Origin of the sequence: Paenibacillus sp. NPDC056933, from assembly GCF_042674385.1 — a bacterium.
GTDB lineage: Bacteria > Bacillota > Bacilli > Paenibacillales > Paenibacillaceae > Paenibacillus.
This window is the reverse complement of sequence record NZ_JBHUQN010000003.1, coordinates 509,927-530,741: the sequence shown is the minus strand read 5'-3', so window position 1 is coordinate 530,741 and position 20,815 is coordinate 509,927. Positions and strand designations below refer to the sequence as shown.

At 48.7% G+C, this 20,815-nt stretch carries 15 protein-coding genes; 8 read left to right on the top strand and 7 right to left on the bottom strand.

The window, feature by feature from the left end:
* The first annotated feature begins 44 nt into the window (after nt 1-44).
* Nucleotides 45-635, top strand: a complete 591-nt coding sequence (locus tag ACFTRD_RS22590; RefSeq protein WP_379383940.1) for a GNAT family N-acetyltransferase — start codon at nt 45-47, stop codon at nt 633-635.
* Between the two features lie 154 nt (nt 636-789).
* Here ACFTRD_RS22590 and ACFTRD_RS22585 read toward each other — a convergent pair whose 3' ends face one another.
* Complete coding sequence (locus ACFTRD_RS22585; protein WP_379383938.1) at nt 790-2,001, bottom strand: serpin family protein; 1,212 nt, start codon at nt 1,999-2,001, stop codon at nt 790-792.
* Between the two features lie 288 nt (nt 2,002-2,289).
* Here ACFTRD_RS22585 and ACFTRD_RS22580 point away from each other — a divergent pair, with 288 nt between their 5' ends.
* Nucleotides 2,290-2,892, top strand: coding sequence for a hypothetical protein (locus tag ACFTRD_RS22580; protein ID WP_379383936.1), 603 nt, complete (start codon nt 2,290-2,292; stop codon nt 2,890-2,892).
* A gap of 665 nt (nt 2,893-3,557) precedes the next feature.
* Here ACFTRD_RS22580 and ACFTRD_RS22575 read toward each other — a convergent pair.
* From ACFTRD_RS22575 to ACFTRD_RS22565, 3 genes are read right to left on the bottom strand one after another with little or no spacing between them, the layout of a single operon-like run.
* Nucleotides 3,558-5,438: an ABC transporter ATP-binding protein gene (locus ACFTRD_RS22575; protein WP_192271523.1), complete on the bottom strand. Its 1,881-nt coding sequence runs from the start codon at nt 5,436-5,438 to the stop codon at nt 3,558-3,560.
* Complete coding sequence (locus ACFTRD_RS22570; RefSeq protein ID WP_379383933.1) at nt 5,435-7,162, bottom strand: ABC transporter ATP-binding protein; 1,728 nt, start codon at nt 7,160-7,162, stop codon at nt 5,435-5,437. Before ACFTRD_RS22570 ends, ACFTRD_RS22575 begins: the two co-directional genes overlap by 4 nt.
* Nucleotides 7,159-7,701 carry a MarR family winged helix-turn-helix transcriptional regulator gene (locus ACFTRD_RS22565; RefSeq protein ID WP_379383931.1) on the bottom strand — a complete coding sequence of 181 codons (543 nt, stop codon included), beginning with the start codon at nt 7,699-7,701 and terminating at the stop codon, nt 7,159-7,161. Before ACFTRD_RS22565 ends, ACFTRD_RS22570 begins: the two co-directional genes overlap by 4 nt.
* A 280-nt stretch (nt 7,702-7,981) precedes the next feature.
* Here ACFTRD_RS22565 and ACFTRD_RS22560 point away from each other — a divergent pair, with 280 nt between their 5' ends.
* Both ACFTRD_RS22560 and ACFTRD_RS22555 read left to right on the top strand, forming a co-directional pair.
* Nucleotides 7,982-8,506 (top strand): hypothetical protein, encoded by a 525-nt coding sequence (locus ACFTRD_RS22560; RefSeq protein ID WP_379383929.1) that lies wholly within the window; start codon nt 7,982-7,984, stop codon nt 8,504-8,506.
* 20 nt (nt 8,507-8,526) lie between these two features.
* Nucleotides 8,527-9,099 (top strand): AfsR/SARP family transcriptional regulator, encoded by a 573-nt coding sequence (locus tag ACFTRD_RS22555; protein ID WP_379383927.1) that lies wholly within the window; start codon nt 8,527-8,529, stop codon nt 9,097-9,099.
* Nucleotides 9,100-9,249: 150 nt separating this feature from the next.
* Here ACFTRD_RS22555 and uxaC read toward each other — a convergent pair whose 3' ends face one another.
* Nucleotides 9,250-10,692 (bottom strand): glucuronate isomerase, encoded by a 1,443-nt coding sequence (gene uxaC / locus ACFTRD_RS22550; protein WP_379383925.1) that lies wholly within the window; start codon nt 10,690-10,692, stop codon nt 9,250-9,252.
* A 205-nt stretch (nt 10,693-10,897) separates the two neighbouring features.
* On the opposite strand from uxaC, the gene ACFTRD_RS22545 reads away from it, so the two are divergent.
* Complete coding sequence (locus ACFTRD_RS22545; RefSeq protein ID WP_379383923.1) at nt 10,898-11,644, top strand: MBL fold metallo-hydrolase; 747 nt, start codon at nt 10,898-10,900, stop codon at nt 11,642-11,644.
* A 126-nt stretch (nt 11,645-11,770) separates the two neighbouring features.
* Here the strand turns inward: ACFTRD_RS22545 and ACFTRD_RS22540 are convergent, their stop codons facing one another.
* Both ACFTRD_RS22540 and ACFTRD_RS22535 read right to left on the bottom strand, forming a co-directional pair.
* Complete coding sequence (locus tag ACFTRD_RS22540; RefSeq protein ID WP_379383921.1) at nt 11,771-13,243, bottom strand: alpha-amylase; 1,473 nt, start codon at nt 13,241-13,243, stop codon at nt 11,771-11,773.
* A 399-nt stretch (nt 13,244-13,642) separates the two neighbouring features.
* Complete coding sequence (locus tag ACFTRD_RS22535) at nt 13,643-15,964, bottom strand: helicase C-terminal domain-containing protein (protein ID WP_379383919.1); 2,322 nt, start codon at nt 15,962-15,964, stop codon at nt 13,643-13,645.
* A gap of 139 nt (nt 15,965-16,103) precedes the next feature.
* On the opposite strand from ACFTRD_RS22535, the gene ACFTRD_RS22530 reads away from it, so the two are divergent.
* From ACFTRD_RS22530 to ACFTRD_RS22520, 3 genes are all read left to right on the top strand, one after another.
* Nucleotides 16,104-16,601 carry an antibiotic biosynthesis monooxygenase family protein gene (locus ACFTRD_RS22530; protein ID WP_379383917.1) on the top strand — a complete coding sequence of 166 codons (498 nt, stop codon included), beginning with the start codon at nt 16,104-16,106 and terminating at the stop codon, nt 16,599-16,601.
* A gap of 310 nt (nt 16,602-16,911) precedes the next feature.
* A complete protein-coding gene (locus ACFTRD_RS22525) occupies nt 16,912-18,759 on the top strand; it encodes an LTA synthase family protein (protein ID WP_379384444.1) in 1,848 nt (615 codons plus the stop codon).
* Nucleotides 18,760-19,036: 277 nt separating this feature from the next.
* Nucleotides 19,037-20,743, top strand: a complete 1,707-nt coding sequence (locus tag ACFTRD_RS22520) for an amylo-alpha-1,6-glucosidase (RefSeq protein ID WP_379383915.1) — start codon at nt 19,037-19,039, stop codon at nt 20,741-20,743.
* Nucleotides 20,744-20,815 lie beyond the last annotated feature (72 nt).

Below are 20,815 nucleotides of genomic sequence, written 5' to 3'. Positions count from 1 at the left end.
TATACTCATGGCATGACGACTTGAATCCACAGGAGGAATAAACCATGTCCCAACCAACATCATCCCAACGAATCCCCCGTCTATTGGAAACGAAGCGCATCTATCTCCGTCCGTTTGAACCAACTGACATTGATACCTATTTTCCCGGATTGTTTGACGCCGAGATGCGCAGACTCACCGGAACACAAAACAGCTTCACTCGCACCCAAGTAGAACGCTACATTGAAAACGCTGCACAGGATGACTCGCGCTTGCTGCTTCTGATTGCCTTACAGGAAAATGACCAGGTCATCGGGGATATTGCCCTAATGGACATGCACGCCAAGAATCGCAGTGCGCACATTCGGATCGCCATTGATAACATTGAGCACCAAGGAAAGGGGTATGGAAGCGAGGCTATGCTTCTCATGCTGGATTATGGTTTCGGCATCTGCAATCTGCACCGAATCGAACTTGAAGTATATGCCTTTAATCCACGTGCTATTCATACATATGAGAAGCTCGGGTTTCAGCGCGAAGGCGTGAAGCGGGATGCTTTGTATTACAATCATCAATATCACGATGCCATTCAGATGAGCATACTGGAGGATGAATTCCGGGAACGCCATACCCCCGGTCAGACAGGTAACGATTAGTCTATTTGCCCATTTAAAAAGAAAAAACCGCGGATCAATAACCGTCCGCGGTCAGAAAAGTCGGATGATCCGCCAGCTTGACAGCTGAGCGGATGTTTTCATCATTTACAATTCGCCATCCTTGTCCGCAGACTTGGATAACGTAAACTACGTGCTACCGGGAAGGAATCTCTTCCAGTTGGTTTACGTCCCCGGCAAATACCCATGCACCTGTTGCCTCATCTACTACAGCGACCATAAATGGACGATTCACATCCATCTTCACCGGATCAGTTGGCGGAGCACTTCCGGCCTCCATTCCCACCATTGTTGAAGCAGCAGCTACAGTACCTTGCTCGTTAACCTCCATCACTGCATGATGAAGTATCTGACCAATATATGCTTGCAAGTTCGGCCCGGGAGAAATCATTCCCGTGAAATTGGCGGCATAAGGGTCAAAGGCCATTTCCATACCCAGCCGTTGCAACGCCTCTTTCAGGTTCAAGCCATACTCCGCACGAAAACGTGGCAAGGACAGCTCAACCAGCCTGTATTCAGAACCGGTATCGATTCTTTTCGGGTCATCCAGCAACTGCTGATGGGCCTCTTCCAGCGTATGCCCCTCTCGCGGCAAAACGACGAGTAGATACATCTGTCCTTCTCCGTAGGGCAGTCTAACCGCCTGCCAATCCTCATTCTCCGTGTAGTGGAACTGCCTCGACTGATGCATCATCCGCACAGACAGGGCTTTTCCACTTGCCGGCTTGAACTCGTCGTCAGTCGTGTACTCCGGGTTAAACTCATCCATCCAGTTTCCATCAAATGCAATAGCATTCACCAGAATCATCAGAGCTTCCTCTCCAGGAGGCTCCTGCATCAAATTTGGGATCATCCCTCCGGTATGCTGCTTCACCCATTGGTTGATCTCTTCCTTTGCTTGTGCCGGTTGTTCATTCAACGTGCTGATCTCGGCATCATAAGCGTGCTGTATGGTTGTTTGGTATGCTTCCTCTACCGGAATTCCTTTCTTCGTCCACATGGAGTTCGCTACACCGATCTGTATGCCTTTTCCCGGATGGGTCAACAACTGCTGCAAAGCCGCTTGAGAAGCATTCACTCGGTCCATTTCCATCCCCGACCAGCCCATGACCTCTGCCATCTCTCGCCTGGTCTCACCTACGCTACCGTTATATGCCATGCCAATCGCCGCCGCAATGCTGTAAGGAGAGATCAGAAGATTATCCCCGCCAGCCTTCTCTTTTGCGCTCATCTGTTGAAGGATGCGCAGCCCCATGGCGTTCATGGCTTGGACTCTTTCGGGTTCGATTTCTTTGAGAGCAGCATTTCGTTCTGTCTGGGATAGCTCCTGATTCGAATTGGATTTCATCTTGTTCGGGTCCTCCTCTGATGAACAGCTTGTAATGATCAGCCCACTTATACAGCATAATAACAGCAGTATCCCTAACCGTGTATGCATCGTAATCCCTCCTCATCCGTAATACTCAGATACTCGTTAAAGCTATTCACTGATTTCCTTTTTTTACTAGACGTATGGTTGAGAAAAAAGGTTACTTACACTTCTATACCAGGGTCACCAATTTCTACTGTAGAAAACACCATTCAAAACGAGTCAAAACGGTTATATCTATACCATATACGAATGGAGGGATTCCCTATGATTCCGTCAACGTTGGAACAATTGGAGCAAGTTCGCAAGGAATGCCGTACCATGGTCAAAAAGAGAGCCACCGCTTCCGCCGGTTCAACACTCGTTCCTCTTCCCGGCACAGACGTACTGGCCGATGTGGGGATGCTCATGCAGCTATTGCCTGCCATTAATAATAAATTCGGATTATCGCAAAAGCAGCTCGATGGTATGGACCCTGAGACCAAATCCATGATCTACGGGTTCGTCATGTCCATCGGAAGTAAAATCATCGGACGTATGGTAACCAAAGAACTGGTGGTACAGGTGCTGAAAAAAGTCGGGGTACGCGTAGCTACCAAATCGGTCGCCAAATTTGTCCCTTTTGCAGGTCAGGGACTGGCTGCCGCGCTCAGCTTCACGGCCATGCGGTATGTCGGCAACAAACATGTCGAGGACTGTTATGAGGTCGTGAAACGCATGATCGAGCAGCGTGAATTACTACCGGGTGAACCGGCACCTTCTGCGCTTGAGGAAGCTACCGGTGACGCGAAGGTGGAAGTGAAGACATCATCCAGCGACACCGCAGATGCACCTGCGAAGGAGCCTGACGATCAGCAAGAAAGCAAATAAATGAATCGTGATAATTTCGGTTATACAGTGCCGATATGACAAATCGGATTATCTTATAAGACTCTTGGAACATCGTATGTGGATAAGATGGAGAACAAGATGAAGAACCTAGACAACAAAAAGGGACGCAGCAGTGGTTCACATGGCTTCGTCCCTTTTCGTTGTTACTATCTTTTAGACTGCATCGTATCTTTTGCTCTGTTGTTGCAACCATAATCTTCTTGAGTTTATCGTGATCTATAGCCAAAGCGTGTACAGCTCACCATTCTCTCGCGAATGGTAAGTTGTACTTCTTTTCACCAAGAAACTGGGTGTCAGTATGATGATGATCTGTGGACGAACGTTTAACGAACCGAGCACACGCTATGGGGTCAAATAACACCATTTCCGCGGTGTAACGAACCTCAGACGCTTTATTTCCTCATTCTGTGCTCCCTTTCGCCGCTTTTTACTAATTTCGTGGGATTAGCGTGTCTCCAGTTCGTTAGCTTTGGCATTCCACGCTAATCCCCGATATAAGGTGCCCTCGATTCGTTAGCGTTGGGAGATGAGACATCGTACACTGCATCGCATGATACACTGCTTCTTGCCCTGCATCACACCATCCGCGATAAATAGCCGGGATCACCCAGAGGGTGCCCGGCTATTTTTAACGCTGTCAGCTATCAGATCGCCTGCGGCTGTTGCTCCGTGAACTGACTGTTGTACAGATCGGCATAGAAGCCCTGTTTGGCCATTAACTCCTCATGATTGCCCTGCTCAATGACGTTACCATGATCCATGACAAGAATCAGGTCGGCTCCACGAATGGTGGACAATCTATGGGCAATGACAAAGCTGGTGCGATCCTTCATCAGATCATTCATCGCTTTCTGGATGAACACTTCGGTCCGCGTATCGACACTGCTCGTCGCTTCATCCAGAATCAGAATGGCCGGATTCGCCAGAATCGCTCTCGCAATGGTCAGCAATTGCTTCTGTCCTTGGGAAATGTTCGATGCTTCTTCATTCAGCACCGTGTCATATCCATCAGGCAAGGTACGAATGAAGTGATCGGCATGGGCCGCATCGGCCGCTCTGATGACTTCCTCTTCTGTTGCACCTTCCCGGCCATAGGCAATGTTGTCACGGATCGTTCCGTTGAACAGCCATGTGTCCTGAAGCACCATCCCAAACAGGCTGCGCAGCTTACCACGTTCCATGTCCACGATATTCACGCCGTCAATCGTAATTTGGCCGTCCTGAATTTCGTAGAAACGCATCAGGAGGTTGATCAAGGTCGTTTTCCCCGCTCCAGTCGGCCCGACAATGGCTACCGTCTGTCCCGGTTTTACATCAATATTCATATTATGAATGAGTAACTCATCCGCTTTATATCCAAAATTCACACCATGAAATGCAACGGCACCCTGTGGCTGCTGCAATTGTACCGGTTTTGAAGACTCTGGAACTTCTTCCTCTTCATCCAGCAATTCAAATACCCGCTCCGCCGAAGCGATGGTGGACTGAATGATATTCGAGATGTTGGCAATCTGGTTAATCGGCTGCGTGAACTGACGGGAGTACTGTGTGAATGCTAGGATATCCCCGATGGAGATGGCACCACGCGTAACAAAGATCCCACCGACCACACAGATCAGCACATAACCCAGGTTACCTACAAACGTCATCAGCGGCATGATAATACCCGAGATAAACTGGGCTTTCCAACCGGATTCATACAGCTCTTCGTTCACTTTTTCGAACTGTTCTACCGAATGCTCTTCCCGTCCAAATGCTTTGACCACCTTGTGTCCGGTGTACATTTCCTCGACATGCCCGTTCAATTCACCAAGTGATTTTTGCTGGCCTGCAAAGTGCTTTTGCGAACGGGATGCCACCAGCATGACAACAACTACGCTTAATGGCAGTGTCAAAATGGTAATGAGGGTCATCCATGGACTAATGGTCAGCATCATGATGATCACTCCGACAATGGTGACTACAGACGTAATGAACTGTGCCAAACTTTGTTGGAGCGTATTACTGATGTTGTCCACATCATTTGTCGCGCGGCTTAAGGTTTCCCCATGGGTACGGGAGTCAAAATATTTCAGTGGCAGACGTCCAACCTTGGCACTGATCTGCTCACGCATGTCATACACAACTCGCTGAGCGACACCAGCCATCAGATATTGCTGAATGTACATGAAAGCTGCACTAAACAGATAGAGTCCCACAAGCAGATACAATACTTTCATCAAGGCAGGAAAATCAATCCCGGCACCTTGCACTCCCTGAAGGATGGCAATAGCGCCTTGACTGAGAATATCGGTCCCTTCCGCCATAACCTTCGGACTGATGATGCTGAACACGGTACTTAGAATTGCAGCAACCAGCACACCCAGCAAACGATAGCTATGAGGCTGAAGATAACGCATCAAGCGCCGCAGTGTACCCTTGAAATCCTTTGCTTTCTCCACGGGAGGCCGCATGCCCATTCCGCCTCCGGGATGACCCGGCCCGCCAGGGGGACGAGGTGACTTGCGTTCTGTACGTTCACTCATGCGATCTCCTCCTCTGTCAGCTGGGAGGATACAATCTCGCGATACACTTCATTGTGCTCCAGCAGCTCTTTATGTGTTCCTGAACCGACAATCCGTCCCTCATCCATCACCAGAATACGATCCGCATCCATCACCGTACTTACACGCTGAGCCACAATAAGCACTGCTGCTTCAGTCGTTTCAGTCTTCAGGGCAGCACGAAGTTTGGCATCGGTTTTGAAATCGAGAGCCGAGAAGCTGTCGTCAAAAATATATACTTCCGGACGGCGAATAAGTGCGCGTGCAATGGACAAACGCTGCTTCTGTCCACCGGACACGTTGTTACCTCCCTGCGCAATGACGCTGTCGTAACCGTCTTTCATCTCCGTAATGAAGTTCTCTGCCTGGGCCGTTTGAGCGGCTCGCACAATTTCCTCCATCGTGGCGTCATCCTTCCCGTGCCGGATATTCTCCGCAATTGTTCCGGTGAAAAGAACCGCCTTCTGCGGTACAAATCCAATTTTGGCCCGCAAATCTTCCTGCCGAAGCTCACGCACATCCGTACCATTCACCCGTACAGTACCCTCGGTTACATCATAAAAACGTGGAATAAGACTAAGTAATGTGGATTTCCCTGAGCCCGTACCGCCAATAATGGCTGTAGTCTCACCCGGGCGTGCCGTAAATGAAATGCCTGACAAAGCAGCATTCTCTGCACCCGGATAACGGAATGTCACGTTGTCGAATTCAATGGTGCCTTGCAGCGATTTCATATTTCGAGGCTGCTCTGGGTTGCTGAGATCCGGATGCATATCCAATACTTCGTTGATCCGCTCTGCCGAAGCCGAAGCTCTTGGAATCATGACAAAGATAATGGAGACCATAATGAGAGAGAACATGATTTGCATCGCATACTGAATAAAGGCAATCAATGAACCAATATCCATATTGCCGCTGTCAATCCGCTGTCCACCAAAATAAAGGATCGCAATCATAGAAAAGTTCATAACCAGCATCATAACAGGCATTAATGTTGCCATGAGTACATTCACTTTAATGGAAACGTCTCTCAGATCCGTATTGGCTCCATTAAAACGAACACGCTCATGTTCCCCGCGATTAAAGGAACGAACTACACGAATCCCTGTTAGTTGCTCACGCAATACCAAATTGAGTCGGTCGAGTTTTTTCTGAATTTGCTTGAACAATGGCAGACCCTTCGCACCAATCAGTGCAATGGCTCCCGCCAGCACAGGCAGGACCACCAGGAAGATGGTCGATAATTTGGCATCCTGGGATACGGCCATAAAGATACCACCGATACACATCATCGGCGCCATAACCATCATGCGCAGCATCATCGTTAATACGTTCTGAACCTGCGTAATATCATTGGTCGTACGGGTAATCAGCGAAGCTGTACCCAATTTATCGAATTCCTGTAACGAAAAGTTCTCCACATGGCGGAACACTCTGCTGCGCAGCTTTTTTGCAAATCCACCCGCTGTACGGGAGGACAGATAACTGGCTGTTACGGAACAGGCTGTGCCTCCAATGGCGATTACCAGCATCCAGCCGCCAATCTGCCAGATGTAAGGAACATCCCCTTTTACGATACCGTCATTGACGATATCCGCCATCAGGGTTGGCAAGTACAGCTCAGCCAACGACTGCAGCAGCACCAGACCCAAAATAAAGAAAATGGGGATTCGGTACGGCTTCAGCATGCGAAACAATTTCATCATGGCTTATCATCTCCTTGTGTGGACGTATCCGTCTGTTGGGAAACCAATGTATCAAAAAAGGTGTACACCTTGGTCAACAACTCCGCTAATTGAAGACTGTCTTCCTCTCCCAAATGCTCGACGAGCTGGTTGAATGTTTGCATTCGCTCCTCATGTGCAGCTCGAATAATCTCTCGGCCTGCGTCGGTAATGGTGATGCGAACTGCCCGTCGATCCTCGGGGTCCATAGTTCGCTTGACCAGTCCCTCATCCTCAAGACCTCGAATGACAGGAGTAATCGTCGGTGATTTCACGCGCAACAAAGTACTGATTTCCGATACTTTCAGTCCTGGATGATTCGATTGGATTGTGTCATTGAAATCAGGCGGATTGTCCTTCCAGTTCAACCGTTCTCCCGGATGCATTCCGTGGAGTAAACTGCCCAATACCATAATTTCATTATGATTGCGCCCATGAGGTTTATGCTGCCTCCATTTGCCTTTATTAAACTGCATAATGGAATACAAAAGCTTCTGGGCGACCGGGTCTATACCAGTCATTATTGTCCCCCCTCTTATTTTCGTTATTATTCCATAGAGATCCAACACCATAGGATATCTATTAAATAGCATCTCAATTAAATAGCCATTCAATTAATTAGGTGTACTAAGTATATTCTTGTGAAAGTTGAAAGTCAAACAACAAATTTATATGTAAATTTAACACCCCAAGAGGCTACTTAGGCTTGGGGTGTTGGGTTTGTCATTTTCCCGTCATTGGCAGTAGATATACTTGTTTTAAAAGCAATTAGTCACAATTTGAAGGAGATGAAGGTTCGAAATGAACAGGTTTACAATAGGAAAAACAGGGGTGCTGCTGGCTTTGTTTGCAGCTTTGCTGAGCGGTTGCGTGGGAAACTACTCTTCCGCAAAGGTTGTTTTTAAGAATGATAAGCCAAATGCAGACGAACAGCTTTATATCCGTTATGCGGATGGAACTGTAGCTGACGTTCCAAATCCAGAAACGGATACCACCGTTACCGTTCCACTCGACATTAGTAAATTAACGGTCGGTGGATATATTGAAAGCAACGACATCGCATGGGTGCCGGAATATTCCTATGACTCAAGTTATCCAGATATTAAGCTGAATATCGACGCCATTGCGAACACAAAACCTTCCATGTCCGCTCATCGTGTAGATTTCACCGAAGCGCCGAAGATGGATGCCTCTCATCCTGGATACGTAAGTGTTACACTTAGCGTATATGACGGTCAAGATGATCTTGTGGATGGTCAGACCGAAATCTTTTTGAAAAGCGATACTTCATTCATAAAGGCCGGCTTGTGTCCAGAGCACGTCTAATTGAAAATATTTTTGGGGGCATGCCACAGAAAAATGCGGAAGTCTATCTCAATACGACGGTCTATCAACTGCGTAAACTGCTGGATGCGTACGGATTAAAACAAGTACTTCACACAGACAACAACCATTACGCCCTGAATTTGACGGATATCACGGTAGATTTTCTTCGTTTTGAAGAGGGTTGCAAGATGCTTTCTGTTATTCAATCCGAGGAAGACATTGAGCTGGCGCGGACACTGGAGCAATTATATGTGGGTGATTTATTCGGGGATAATGTCTATACCTGGGCCTGGAGCGAAATCGAGCGTTTATCAATCGTGTATACCTCGTTAACCCGTCGATTATGTCTGGCCCTGCTGAGAGTACGCGACATCAGCTCAGCCACCCTTTTGCTCAAGAAGCTGCTGTCTCGTAACGAACTAGACGAGGAATCATTAATGCTGCTCTTGCAGGCGTTAACTATACAGAAGAACAAAGAGGCGCTGATCGAGCAGTACGCACATTTTACGAGTCAGTTGCTTCGGGAAATCGGTACAGGCCCTTCTCCCGAAGCATCCGCTCTATACGCAAGGCTGCTGTCTGAACTTGAGTAGATATGGGACCATCGGTACGAACTATAACATGAAGAAGCTCCCTTCAAGTCATCAGGTTGATCTTTAAGCCTGACGACTTGAAGGGAGCATTTGGTTTACTCGAAAAGAGACAGGTGATCTGAATCGAGGAGACGTTTAAATTATACCGGATCAGGATTGCGAAGAAGAGACCGTTTTCAGTGTGGATGCAAAAGGGAAATACGCCTTCGCATTGTTGTAAGCAATGCCCTGCACGATCTGTCCAAGCAGTTCCATATCATGCGGTACCTCGCCCTGTTCGGCCCATTCACCGATGAGATTGCAGACCAAGCGGCGGAAATACTCATGTCTTGTGTACGAGAGGAAACTGCGGGAATCGGTCAGCATGCCGACAAAACGGCTGATCAGACCGACATTCGCCAGCGCCTTCATTTGAGCGAGCATGCCGTCCTTCGTATCGTTGAACCACCAGGCTGCACCCAACTGGATTTTGCCTGGAATACCGCCACCCTGGAAGCTGCCGATAATCGCAGCGAGCACTTCATTATCCCGAGGATTCAGGGAATACAGTATCGTTTTGGGCAACGCCTGCTCCTGCTCCAATGCGTCCAGCAGTCCAATCACCGCAGAAGAAAGCGGCGTATCATTTACGGAATCATAACCGGTATCCGGACCAAGCTGTGCGAACATCCGGCTGTTATTGTTGCGGGCAGCATTAATATGGAACTGCATCACCCAGCCGCGATCTGCGTACAGTTTGCCGAGGAAAGTCAACGTTACCGTCTTGTACTTGTCCTCTTCCTCACGGCTAACCTTCTGCCCTGCGAGAGCCTTGGCAAATATAGCTCCTGCTTCCTCCGGTGTAGCCACACCGAAAGGTACATAATCCAGTGCATGATCCGATACTCTGCCACCTACGGAATGGAAGAACTCCACCCGGGATTCTAGGGCAGCAAGGAATGAGTCATAATCGGAAATCGCCGTTCCGGCTGCCTGGGACAGCTTGCCTACCCATTCCGAGAAAGTATCGCGGTTCAATTCCAGCCCTTTATCCGGACGGAATGAAGGCAGCACAGCGGTATTGAATCCTTCAATCTCCTGAATCTTCATGTGATATTCCAGGGAATCACATGGATCATCGGTTGTGCATACCACGGTGACATTGGATTTGGTAATCAGATCACGTGCACCGAAACCTTCACTGTTCAGTTTGGCATTTACCTTTTCCCAGATGGCCGGGGCACTCGTCTCATTCAATACTTCATAGACACCGAAATAACGCTGCAATTCCAAATGAGACCATGCATACAGCGGATTACCAATCATCATCGGCACGGTTTTGGCATAAGCGAGGAAACGATCGTAATCCGTTACGCCTTCTCCACCCGTAATATACCGCTCCTCAATTCCGTTTGCGCGCATGAGCCGCCACTTGTAGTGATCTCCGTATAACCAGGCCTCCGTAATATTGCTAAAGGCTTTATTCTCGTAGATCTCCTGTGGACTGAGGTGGCAGTGATAGTCCATAATCGGCATGTCCTTTGCATAGTCCTCATATAACTTGATCGCCGTTTCATTGTGCAACAGAAATTGTTCATCCAGAAAAGACTTCATTCGCCTCACACGCTCCCTTTAGGTGAGTTTACGTTCATATGGGTTCACTTCCCAATCTTTACGCTACACTGTTTGCCCACAAAGTTCAATATAAAATGATAGCGTTATCAAAAAAGGTTGCTTTAGGCATATTTCCTGGAACAAGGTATACTGATTTTAATCGCACTGATACTGATCTGAAGATTGATAGAAGGAGATGGAATGGATGAAAATAACATTTCTTGGCACAGGAGACATGTTCAGCGTGGAGCAACACCACAACAGTATGCTGGCCGAATTCGGCGACACACATCTGGTTATTGATTTTCCTGAATCCAATGCAAAAGCATTAAAGGAATATGGCTTTCCTATGACGGAAATCCACAATGTGTTTATTACCCATCTGCATGAAGATCATATTAACGGAGTACAGATGCTCGGATATTATTCACAGATTGTGGGCAATCGTAAGCCACGTCTCTTTATCCACGAAGAGTTGATTGATCCGTTATGGAATATTTTATCCCCAGGGATGCGCTATACCACAGATGGGGAGCGCATGATGAGCGACTATTACGATATCGTACCTTTACCGGATGGAGGCACATTTGAACTGGGGGGCGTGACGTTTGAAACTTTTCGAACACAGCATGTGCCGGGCATGGTCAGCAATGGCCTTCTTGCAAAACCCTACTTCTACTATAGTGCGGACAGCACACTGGATCAGGAACGGGTGGAACAGAATGCCGCAGACGTGCAGCTCATTTTCCATGAATGTCATATGCATGATCTGGTGATCAAATCCCATACTTCATTGAAAGATCTGCAACAGCTGCCTGCCGAAGTGAGACAGAAAACCGTGCTGATGCACTATCACGATGAATACGCTGATGCCGACAAACGGACACAGTTCAACCAAAAGCATGATCTGCAAATGGTGGGCACGCTGGAATCGTTTGAACTGGATGTGTAAGGTAGTCAGTTAATTGAACGAAATATGGGGAACCGTTCCTAAAAACTAAGTTAACCCAAAGAGGGTATCTTCGAAGCCCGATTCCATGGCAACGAGACACCCTCTTTGCTTACTGTTATATCTAAATTATTCTCCCTGCTCACCCTGATCCGGGAGAGCCCATACGGAGACGCCCCCGCCACATACATGGAAGGTGGCCCAGCCGTCTTTCCCAATGGTAATGCTATCCTCACAGCTATGCGTCAGATCGGTCCAGACTTCGCCAGCACGGTGCTTGCCAACAAACATTCGTTTCTCGCCATCTTCTCCGTTCGAGATCACAACCGCACAGCCAGAGCCTTCGATTTCCTCCACGCCGCGGCGCACCCAGCCAATGGTATTCGGATGATCGAAGTAATCCTCCTGCTCCCCGTATGCCTTATGACAGCGAGTTGACAACAGAATGTCCAGAATCTCCTTTTTGCCATCTACAGGCTCGGGTCCACCTATACCGTAATAATCTCCATAAAAGACAACAGGATATCCGTCACGGCGCAGCAGCGTCAGTGCATACGCACTGGGCTTGAACCAGTCCGCAACCCAGGATTCCAGTGCTTCATGCGGCTGGGAGTCATGGTTGTCGACGAATGTTACGGCATGGGTAGGATGGGTCTGTACCAGCGTATCCTCGAAAATTTTCGAAAGGTCAAAATTTCTGCCCGCCAGCGAGGCCTCATGCAGCTTGTAATGCAAGGACACATCAAACAGATCAATCTGATAGTCTACGGTGTCCAAAAATTCACGACACGCATCCAGGTTGGAGTTCCAGAACTCACCTACGATGTAGAAATCCTGACCGCGTTTGCGGATCATCTCAGCTGCGAATTCCTTGATGAATTCGTGGTTGATATGCTTGATCGCATCCAGTCGGAAACCGCTGCATTGCAGCGTATCGATGAGCCATTTTCCCCATTGCAGCATTTCCTTCCGGACATCCGGGTGATTGTAATCAATATTGGCGAACATCAGGTAATCATAGTTGCCAAACTCATCGTCGACATTCTGATTCCAGTTCTTGTTCTCTCCTGCAATGCGGAACACACCGCTTCGTTCTTCTTTGGCATCAAAGTCGGTGCCGTTGAAATGTTCGGCGTTCCATTTGAAAGAGGAGTATTGATCCCCGCGACCCGGAAATGTGAATTTGGTCCAGCCCTCAATCTCGAACGGTTTGGAGATTTCCTTCAACCGATCATTGGGATCGACCTCAATCACCTTGAAGACTTCGGTCTCATCCGCACCTGCCTTATGATTCATTACCAGATCCACATAGACGGCAACGCCATTCTTCTGGCACTCGGCAATTGCCTCGACCAGTTCCTGTTTGGTGCCATATTTGGTGCGTACACTGCCCTTCTGGTCAAATTCGCCCAGATCGTACAGGTCATATACGCCGTAACCGGTATCCTCCGCAGATATGGCTTTCGTCACCGGAGGCACCCACACGGAGTCGATACCTTTGGCTTTCAGCTCTGGCGCCATTTCGGCCAATCGCTTCCAGTGGTTTCCGTCTGCGGCCAGGTGCCATTCAAAAAACTGCATCATCGTATGATTTCTCTTCATTCCCAACCGACCTCCTTGATTGCTTTCGAAGCGGACCACGGTACGGATGTGTATCGTCCTTGTTCGTTCGTATGCTATCCAAGTAATACCCTTTTCGGCCTACCCTTCAATCATGCATAGAAAAGAAAGCTGAAAAAGTCTACGATCGTTCTTTAGCTATAAATTGAACTAAAGAATATTTACAATTGCCACTCCGATGACAGAACAACCTTCCGATCGCTGTTATCCCCAGATTTTTTGGATTCCCTTTTTCAAACGGGAAAATCCGGGGATAAAGGCGAAGCCTTTGCTTCCGAAGTAGCTTTCTTACAGAAAGCTTGTAGCTTCGCTTCTTCAGGTTATTTCTGCCCTCTCCGTTCCCGTGTAAGTGTTTAGTTCAATTCATATAAATATCATTAATTATTGGGGTGAAATCCGTGTGTAGTCCTGCCATTCTTCGGGCAGCAATGAACGATACGGTTCCTGGGTGAATCGATCGTCAACCAGCACCAGAACACCTTTGTCCTCTTCCGTACGTATCAGCCTGCCACCTGCCTGCAATACCTTGTTCATGCCGGGGAATACATAAGCATAATTAAATCCATTGCGCCCTGTCCGACTATAATAATCACGGAGTACGTTGTTCTCCAGACCAATCTGGGGAAGTCCCGCCCCGACCACCACAACGCCGTTCAGACGATCACCCGGCAGATCCACACCTTCCGAAAATACACCGCCCATAACGGCAAATACCAATCGTGTTCGTTCCGGATGTGGCTGGAACGCGTTCAGAAACGCCTCCCGTTCCTCTTCACTCATGCCCTGCTCCTGCATCACGACTTCTGCCTCGCCAGGCTGTTCCATATACGTCCCGTGTACTTCGCGCATATACGGATAAGAAGGGAAAAAGACGAGCAGGTTGCTATGGGGCCACTCGGCAACCAACTGGCGCAGCATATTGGCAATAGGCTGCCTCGAAGCTTCACGATCCCGATAGCGAATCGATAATGGCAGCAATCTCACATCAAGCTGTTCCCGCTGGAACGGCGAAGGGATACGTAAGGTATAATCCTCTTCCTCCGCACCTAGCATATCCCGGTAATAGCCAAGTGGTGACAATGTCGCAGAGAAATGAATCGTGGAACGGAATCCTTTGGCCGTCTGGCGCAGCAGCACGGATGGATCAAGGCAGAACAGCTTCACTCGTACTTCACTTCGCACACATTCTGCATAGGTAATGAAGCGTTCATCGTACAGCTTGGCAATGCGCAAGAAATTCTGTGCGGTGAAATAAGCTTCCAGCAGCAATTCATCCGTCTCGGCATTACCCGAACCCCCTTCTACAAGGCATTGCTCTGCAACCATGACAAAAGGCTCCAGCAGTTCAATCAGTTCCTCGGGTGCTTCCTGCTGCAATATTTTGCCTTCATCTCCACCGTTCTTGCGAAGCGTGATCAGGTATTTGTCGATGGCACCCGTACGATCAGCGATGGCTTTGGCGGCGGGCACACTGTTGCCCAGCGTTTGGAACTCCCTTTTGACATCCAGAAAAACCGCCTTTTCCAGCTCAGCCGAAAACATCATTCGGCCCCGATCAACCAGATTATGTGCCTCATCGACCAGTAAAACCGTCTTGCGTTTCTGCTCCTCCAGCATGCGTTTGAGAGAGATACGCGGGTCGAAAATATAGTTATAATCGCAGATCACTGCATCCGCTGCATACGCAGCATCCAGTGAAAATTCAAATGGACATACCCGATGCTTGCGTGCGTACTGTTCAATAACCGGGCGTGTCATTAACGTCTCATGTTCCAGCATATCCAGCACGGCCCCATTAATACGGTCATAATACCCTTCACACATGCCACATTGTCCCGTATCACAGGCTTCTTCTTCCTTAAAACAGATCTTGTCCTTCGCGGTCAGACTGATCACATGCATCTTCAATCCTTCCGCCTGCATCCGGGCAAAAGCCTCTTCTGCCGCAACACGCGTCGTCGTTCTTGCGGTCAGATAGAACAATCGCTTGGCTTCCCCTTCACCAATGGCCTTGACCGTGGGAAACAGTACGGACATCGTTTTGCCAATACCCGTTGGCGCCTTCGCCATCAGTCCCTGCCCCTCACGAATCGTCTTGTATACCGCTCCTGCCAGCTTGCGCTGTCCCTCTCTATATTTGCGAAAAGGAAAGGGCAGCTCTCGAACGCTTCTATCGCGCTTCTCTTCATAGGCTACGATCATCTCTGCATATGGCGCGTAGCCAGCCACCAGCTCTGCCGCAAACTGTTCAAGCTCCTGCCGTTCCAGCATCCGACGAAACCGTCTTTCTTCATTACTCACGGTGTGCACGTATGTAAGCTGTACCTGCATACGGGGTTCATCATGCTGAACAGCATACATATAGGCATACATCATAGCCTGCGCCCAGTGTACAGGGGCCCCATCGCCCAGATCGTCCAGGTTTCCCGCAGTTGATTTGATCTCATCCACCGTCAGCTGTCCATCCAGACGAATCAACCCGTCGCATCGGCCCTCCACCACGTAGGTTAAGTCGCCATGTTGCAGCTCCACTTCGAGAACCACTTCTTTTAGATCCTCTTCTGTGTAATCCTTCTGCACCCGCTGGTGTATTCGGGTTCCCTCCTGCATCGATGCATTCGTACGAAACCCTGGACGTATGCTGCCGCTGCGGTACACATATTCCACCAAAGGCCTGACTGATATTCGAATTGCGGTTGTCATGCGATCACCCGTTCTGATTGTAGTCTTTATACTTTATCACGAAAAGTAGTGCTCAAACCAGCCAATCAGCGGATTGGACTCGCCCTTTCCCGTATGTTATGTTGGGGGGAGAATGTACGTAAATAAGGAGGCAGCTTCCATGTATATCTATTTGGTACCTTCACCGATTCCGGATGCAATTGCTGCATATCCGCATCTGACTTTGCGCAGCGAGGAACAGGTTCGTTTGGCCATTGAATCGACAGAACGTCTGATGAACATCGAGTCCGATGACAACGTAGAGGCGTATGAAGCCTTTGATGCCGCAGGCTCCTGGACAGGTGGCGGTTACGCTGTTCTGAACAATATACCCGTAACAGAAGATGGACGGAACGACTTCGAGGAACGTTTCAAGAACCGTGCACGCAAAGTGGAAGACGAACCCGGCTTTGTCGGCATTCGTGTGCTTCGTCCGCTAAAGGACGATACGTATGTCGTACTTACCCTTTGGCAGTCCGAAGATCATTTCAAAAACTGGCAGCAGTCACAAGCCTACAATCATGCTCACCGCAACCGCAGCACGAGTGAAGGGCTGACAGCACAGAAGCCTACCATGTTCCCAAGACCGTCTTTCATCACCACATTCACTATTGAATAATCCAAAGGGAAACTTTGGCTTTTAATTGGATATATATTTTTACAGATATCATGCTGCACGTTGGGCAAGCATCATTAAACTTTCAATTAACAGCCTCTTCCGCCTCTTCTTCCATTGGAAGGGGTTGTTTGCATATTCGAGCTTATGAATGGCGAGCCGGTTATGAAGTTGGGTACTTTTTGACACAACATGCCATGAGATAGCATAATACTTGTTAAATGAAACTTCGGAAAGGAAGGAAGGCGGTAACTTGTCACGCAATTCACTCACCCGGTTTCTAAGCGGACCGTTTATAGTGTTCACCGTTATTATGATGATCAAAAGCTCTCTGGCCTGGATTGTAATCTTCGATGACATCCCCGTCTGGAAACCGCTTCTGACAGAGTTGCCGCTGATCTGGATTTGCTTCTGTCTGATTGAATGGTTCGCAGCGAAACGCCGGATGTGGCTTTACCTCGGGCTAGATCTGATTCTGTCGGGTATCTTCTTCGCAGCCATTATGTACTACAAATATTATGGTGTCATTGTCAATTATCACGCCCTCGCACAAGTGAATCAGGTAACCTCGGTCAAGAGCAGCATGTTCTCTTTGCTCGATCCGTATTATTTGTTTATTTTTGCGGATATTCTGGTTATTGCAGGGATACTCATTCTTCGCCGGGTCAAGCTCGGCGTGACCGAACGTTCAGGCAGAATACCGCTTGAACGACGCGCCAGAAGACGGATTGCCTCGGTCATCCTGATGCTGTCCATGGTGCTCTGCATGCTCAACATATACCCTAACCGGGCGAGCATGAGCGAGATTACACAAGCGGAGCAGATGGGAATTCTCGGTTATGAAGCGTATACCATTCTGGCTGACCGCCCTGATAAGCCCGTACCCATCGATAAGATCGATCAGGACCATATCGACGAGATTAAACAAACGACAGCATTGCCTGCTGTTGTAGAGCAGGGCGCAGCCAAAGGACGTAACGTCATTGTCCTCCAGCTCGAATCATTCCAGAACTTCCTGATCGGATTGCAGGTGGATGGACAGGAGGTTACACCCCATCTGAATCAATTGGCTGCACAGAGCCTGTACTTCCCCAACTTTTATCAGCAAGTGGGACAGGGCAATACGTCGGACGCCGAGTTTGTGGTGAATACATCGTTCTACACGCCGCCCAACGGGGCCGCAGCTACCGTCTATGCCAATAAGGAGCTCCCAAGTCTGCCCAGATTGATGTCCGCGAACGGCTACCAGACAGCCACTTTCCATACGAATGATGTGCACTTCTGGAATCGAGATCAGTTGTACAGGGCGCTTGGATTCGACCATTATTATGACATTAATTATTTTGGAACTGAAGATTCCATCGCCTTCTCGGCATCGGATGAAGTGTTGTACAGCAAGACACTGGATAAACTGGAGGCCATGCAGGATTCAGGATCACCCTTCTACGCACAAATTATTTCCATGTCTGCGCACCATCCTTACCATTTACCAGAAGATAAGAAGAGTCTGACGTTGCCGGAGCGGTATGTTAATACGTTGCCAGGGGATTATCTTGTATCCCAGCATTATGCCGATCAGGCCGTGGGGCAGTTTATCGAGGGACTTAAGGAACGCGGACTATGGGAAAATAGCCTGCTGGTCGTTTACGGGGACCATCTGGGTCTGCCTATCTACTCGCTGGATCGGACTGACGAGAAGTTGATGCAGGAAATCTACGGTCGGGAATACACGTCCGCGGACATGATCAATATTCCACTCATCGTCACCGCTCCTGGCATCACCCCGGCAGCTAAGCTGGAACAGATCGGAGGACAGGTGGATATTCTGCCAACGATCGCCGGGTTGACCGGTGCCTCTCTCCAGAACCAACTGCATTTTGGGCAGGATTTGCTGCGTGAGGGAAATAATCTGCTGCCAGAGCGCTATTACCTGCCCTCCGGTTCCGTATTGAACGATGCTTCACTGTTCGTTCCTGCGACGGGATATGGAGATGGAACCCATTACTCTCTTGCGAATGCAGGAAGACAGGATGTAATTTCGGCAGAGCAATCAACTTCTTCTGGCTATATTACGAAGGAACAGTACGGACGGGCATTGGATCTTCTTCATTTATCCAATAGTTATCTAACTCAGTTGCCTAATCGAAATGCAGTAAAATGATCCAACATGCACAATGAACCTATCTTTCACTTTTAATTCATGATAAAAAAGACAAGAGCCCGTGAAAGGTCCGATAACGACCTGATTCATGGGCTCTTTCTATTCCCTCTATATCTAACACTTTCTCCCCAATTCTCTAACAAAAAGACACCTATAACCACCCGATTCATCCATTGCCAACAAATTCCCCTCTTTAGCGAAGACACCTGGACGTTCCTGTTCCTTGAGCAGCGGTTTACAATGAGAGCGTATTATTCCTTGTTGAAGGAGGACGATCATGAAATTTGACCTGAACATTGTACCCTTCAGCCGCAGAGAGTCGTTCCTTGCAGTCTCTCTTCTGCCTGAAAGCAAGAATAGACAGCAGGGCCTCTACCTTCGAACTGTACGGGGTGGAGATGATAAATTTGGCGAAGCGTTCCGTATTGAACTGCTGGATCAGCAGAATCAGACGATTCCATTCACGGCAGAAGCTTCTCCAGAAATCGTCAGGCTGAATTCACCAGGGTCGGCAATCTTTGCCGAAATCTGTATATCGGATAGCCGCACGGTCCGATTCCGTTCAAAAGGGGGTGGGATCCGGTTGACCTTTATTCCCTCAACTTATGATTATGCATATGAGGTAAATAAGGACAGCTGGGAAGTGAACAGCTTCACCCATGAATGCCGATTCATGCTGACTGGACTTGTAGGCGACATGAAGCTGGAAGTGCCGTGGGATAAAATCAAGAGCTCACGCGTAATCGCGGAGTTCAGTATGGATATGGACACGAATACAGCTGAGTTTGCCGTTGAGGAGTTCCGCACCGTATGGGAGCCTCGGCCAAAATGGGCGTCCTTTGATAATGACGCAGAAGCGGTTCGGACTGAGTTTAACCGGTGGCTTGACAGTAGTCTTGCGATCCCTGATCGCTGGCAGGATGCGCGGGAACTGGCGGCTTACATTACTTGGTCCTGCCTGGTTCCGGCGGAGGGATGTCTGACGCGTCCTGCCATGTACATGTCGAAGAACTGGATGACAAATATATGGAGCTGGGACCACTGTTTCAATGCGATGGCGCTTGTTCGTCATGATCCAAAACTTGCATGGGACCAGTTCATGATCTTTTTTGATCGACAAGATGAAAGTGGCTTGATTCCTGACTTTGTGAACGATAAATATGAACTGTGGAACTGCAACAAACCTCCTATTCATGGATGGACACTAGCTTGGATGATGCAACGTACGGATGCTATCCGCGAGTCGCAGCTTCGTGAAGTGTACGGTCCATTGTCCAAGTGGACGAAATGGTGGTTCCGGTATCGTGATGATGATGGTGATGGGATCCCTCAGTATAACCACGGTAATGATTCCGGCTGGGATAACAGCACTGCATTTAATAATGGAATACCTGTAGAAAGCCCAGATTTAGCTGCCTTTCTGATTATCCAGACAGAGCTTCTTGCTGAAATTGCAGGGTTGCTTGGGCTTACCGAGGAATCTTCTGAATGGAGAAAACTGGCGGATGATACATTGGAGAAGATGATCAGCCACTTCTGGAAAGATGGAAAATTTATCTCCTTACGCTCAGGTACACATGAGCCCTCAGCGGGAGACAGTCTGCTGTTATTCGTTCCGATTCTACTTGGTAAACGCCTGCCTGAATCAATCAGAGATGTTCTTCTGGAAGGGCTGCGGGAGGAGAATCGATTCCTTACGGAAAACGGTTGGGCGACCGAGAGCATAAGCAGCCCTTACTATATACCAGACGGGTATTGGCGCGGACCGATCTGGGCACCATCGACCATGCTTCTCGTGGAAGGCGCAGCCGCAGCTGGTGACCTGGAACTGGCTCGGGAAGTATCACGCCGCTTCTGCAATATGCTTAGCCGGAGTGGTATGGCAGAGAATTTCGACGCGCTGACTGGTGAAGGCCTACGTGACAGGGCGTTCACATGGACATCGAGTGTGTTCCTGGTTCTGGGGCATGAGTACACAACCTAAAACGAATAATGCACCTCCCCGTAAAGCTGTTTTAAACGGCTTACGGAGAGGTGCTTTTCCCGTTTCCCCGAG

Bases quoted from the DNA above. Each gene is read 5' to 3' on its own strand.
- ACFTRD_RS22590 (WP_379383940.1), top strand. From the start codon at position 45: ATGTCCCAACCAACATCATCCCAACGAATCCCCCGTCTATTGGAAACG.
- ACFTRD_RS22585 (WP_379383938.1), bottom strand. From the start codon at position 2,001: ATGAAATCCAATTCGAATCAGGAGCTATCCCAGACAGAACGAAATGCT.
- ACFTRD_RS22580 (WP_379383936.1), top strand. From the start codon at position 2,290: ATGATTCCGTCAACGTTGGAACAATTGGAGCAAGTTCGCAAGGAATGC.
- ACFTRD_RS22575 (WP_192271523.1), bottom strand. From the start codon at position 5,438: ATGAGTGAACGTACAGAACGCAAGTCACCTCGTCCCCCTGGCGGGCCG.
- ACFTRD_RS22570 (WP_379383933.1), bottom strand. From the start codon at position 7,162: ATGATGAAATTGTTTCGCATGCTGAAGCCGTACCGAATCCCCATTTTC.
- ACFTRD_RS22565 (WP_379383931.1), bottom strand. From the start codon at position 7,701: ATGACTGGTATAGACCCGGTCGCCCAGAAGCTTTTGTATTCCATTATG.
- ACFTRD_RS22560 (WP_379383929.1), top strand. From the start codon at position 7,982: ATGAACAGGTTTACAATAGGAAAAACAGGGGTGCTGCTGGCTTTGTTT.
- ACFTRD_RS22555 (WP_379383927.1), top strand. From the start codon at position 8,527: ATGCCACAGAAAAATGCGGAAGTCTATCTCAATACGACGGTCTATCAA.
- uxaC (WP_379383925.1), bottom strand. From the start codon at position 10,692: ATGAAGTCTTTTCTGGATGAACAATTTCTGTTGCACAATGAAACGGCG.
- ACFTRD_RS22545 (WP_379383923.1), top strand. From the start codon at position 10,898: ATGAAAATAACATTTCTTGGCACAGGAGACATGTTCAGCGTGGAGCAA.
- ACFTRD_RS22540 (WP_379383921.1), bottom strand. From the start codon at position 13,243: ATGAAGAGAAATCATACGATGATGCAGTTTTTTGAATGGCACCTGGCC.
- ACFTRD_RS22535 (WP_379383919.1), bottom strand. From the start codon at position 15,964: ATGACAACCGCAATTCGAATATCAGTCAGGCCTTTGGTGGAATATGTG.
- ACFTRD_RS22530 (WP_379383917.1), top strand. From the start codon at position 16,104: ATGTATATCTATTTGGTACCTTCACCGATTCCGGATGCAATTGCTGCA.
- ACFTRD_RS22525 (WP_379384444.1), top strand. From the start codon at position 16,912: ATGATGATCAAAAGCTCTCTGGCCTGGATTGTAATCTTCGATGACATC.
- ACFTRD_RS22520 (WP_379383915.1), top strand. From the start codon at position 19,037: ATGAAATTTGACCTGAACATTGTACCCTTCAGCCGCAGAGAGTCGTTC.